The organism is Anaerofustis stercorihominis (genome assembly GCF_024623185.1).
In the GTDB taxonomy this organism is placed as follows: domain Bacteria; phylum Bacillota; class Clostridia; order Eubacteriales; family Anaerofustaceae; genus Anaerofustis.
The window spans coordinates 1-1,916 of the sequence record NZ_JANJZK010000054.1 but is presented as its reverse complement, the minus strand read 5'-3'; the positions used below and the strand labels follow the sequence as shown (position 1 = coordinate 1,916).

1 protein-coding gene is annotated in these 1,916 nt (G+C 31.8%); it reads left to right on the top strand.

Annotated features, from left to right (window positions below):
* On the top strand, window positions 1–1,571 hold a 1,571-nt coding region (locus NSA01_RS09930), incomplete at its 5' end, for a fibronectin type III domain-containing protein (RefSeq protein ID WP_373887194.1).
* Window positions 1,572–1,916 lie beyond the last annotated feature (345 nt).

The window sequence follows — 1,916 nt, the reverse complement described above, 5'->3', positions numbered from 1 at the left end:
CCTTTGGAGAAAGCATGCAGCCTTCAGGGGTAGAAAAATATAATGACAGTATTTATATACTAAACGAAGACAGAGTTTATGAGTATAAAAATAATACATATCACCTTTTAGGCGGAGGAAAAGTAGGAAATAATGTAGGCAATGAAAAGATGTCTATAGTGAACGGTGAAGTATATGTATTTTATGGGGAGTATACAAACAGTAACAACGCTGTGGTGCTTAAGAAGTATGAAAATGGTAAATGGGTCGAAAAGTGGAGAACAAGTACGGGAAAGAGTTTTTCCAATTCTCCTTACTGCGTCAATTTAAATAATGAACTTTATGTACTCTATGATACCGATAATACCAATGCAAAAGTTCTCAAGTGGAATGGAAAGACTTTTGTTTCTGTGGGAAATACACTAAATGCAGGTCATATCGTAAACCCTAAAATGACAATGTATAAAGGTTCGATATATTTGATGTATGCCGATTTTAACAATACTTCCGACTCTGTTAATATTTATAAGCTTGATAATAATAAATTTATTAAGGTACACGGACTTTCATCATCTTATAAATCTTATATCGATTTATGTGCTGACAAAGAAAAGTTATATGCTTTTGCTTATGACGGGAAGAAAGACGAAAAAGTGCTGATGTCGGTATTCGACGGGAGTACATGGAAAGACAGCAGTGTTGAGGGATTTGATTTTCTTCCTTTCGGAGCATCTTTCAGTGTCAAGAATGATCAAATATATATGGGTCTTACAGATAATAAGAGTGCAAGGATATATTATCTCAAAGAAGGTAAATGGATAAAATTGGGCAATGATATTTATTCTAATGCTTATGATATGAGTTTTTATATAACCAATAAAAAAGTATATGCTCTTGTCGGAGATAATGTAAAGAATAAAGTCATACTTAAATCTAAAGACGCCGTGGTGATTTCCGACGAAGAAGAAAAAAAGCCTATAAATCCTCCTATCGAAGATGATAAGCCTGTTATTAAGCCGCCTGTCAAACCACCTGTTAAGATAACTCTTTCAAGTGTAAAATCAAAAGCGGTAAGTTATAATTACAATGCAGCTAAGATTTATTGGACAAAAGTTAAAAATGCAAGCGGGTATTATGTATATCGCTCGACTTCTTCAAAGAGTGGGTTTAAAAAAATTAAGACGCTTAGTTATAAGAGTTCTTCTTATGTGAATTCAGGGCTTACCTGCGGAAAATATTACTATTACAGAGTAGTTGCTTATAACAATAAAAACGGCATCGTGACCGGTAAATACAACACTGTAAGGGTAAAACCTTCCCTTAAGAAGCCTGATCTTAAGCTCAAGAGAGGTAAGAAGAAAGCCATAGTAAAATACTCTAAGATATCAGGGGCAAGCGGATATAAGATTTATCGCTCAACAAAAAAGACTAAAGGTTATAAACTTATAAAGACAACAAAGAGCAGAAGCTATACAAACAAGAAATTAAAATCAAAAAAGACATATTATTATAAAGTTAGAGCTTATAAAAAGGTAGGTAAGAAGACAGTTTATTCTCCTTATTCAAGCGTTAAAAAAGTAAAGGTCAAATAGCCTTTGCTTTTTTATTATAAGAAATAAAGATAAATTTTGATAAGTTTAAGTGTGGTTTACACAAAATTAAATAATTTAAGATGTGGTCATATAAAAGAAAAGCAATGATGTTTAAATTTAAACTCTATAAAATTTATACTATGTGTATATAAACTTTTAGTTTTATTTAATAGAAAATAGAGACTTAAGAGGAAATCCTACACGCCATTACTATACTTTATTTAAGCATTGTTTTCATATTATATATTGATATAAATACATAATTATATCAGGAGCGATATTTTAATTTGTTTCTTTGAAAGCAGGGTATAGGTAGAGGGTAAGGGGGCGCGGAATCTGACGAAG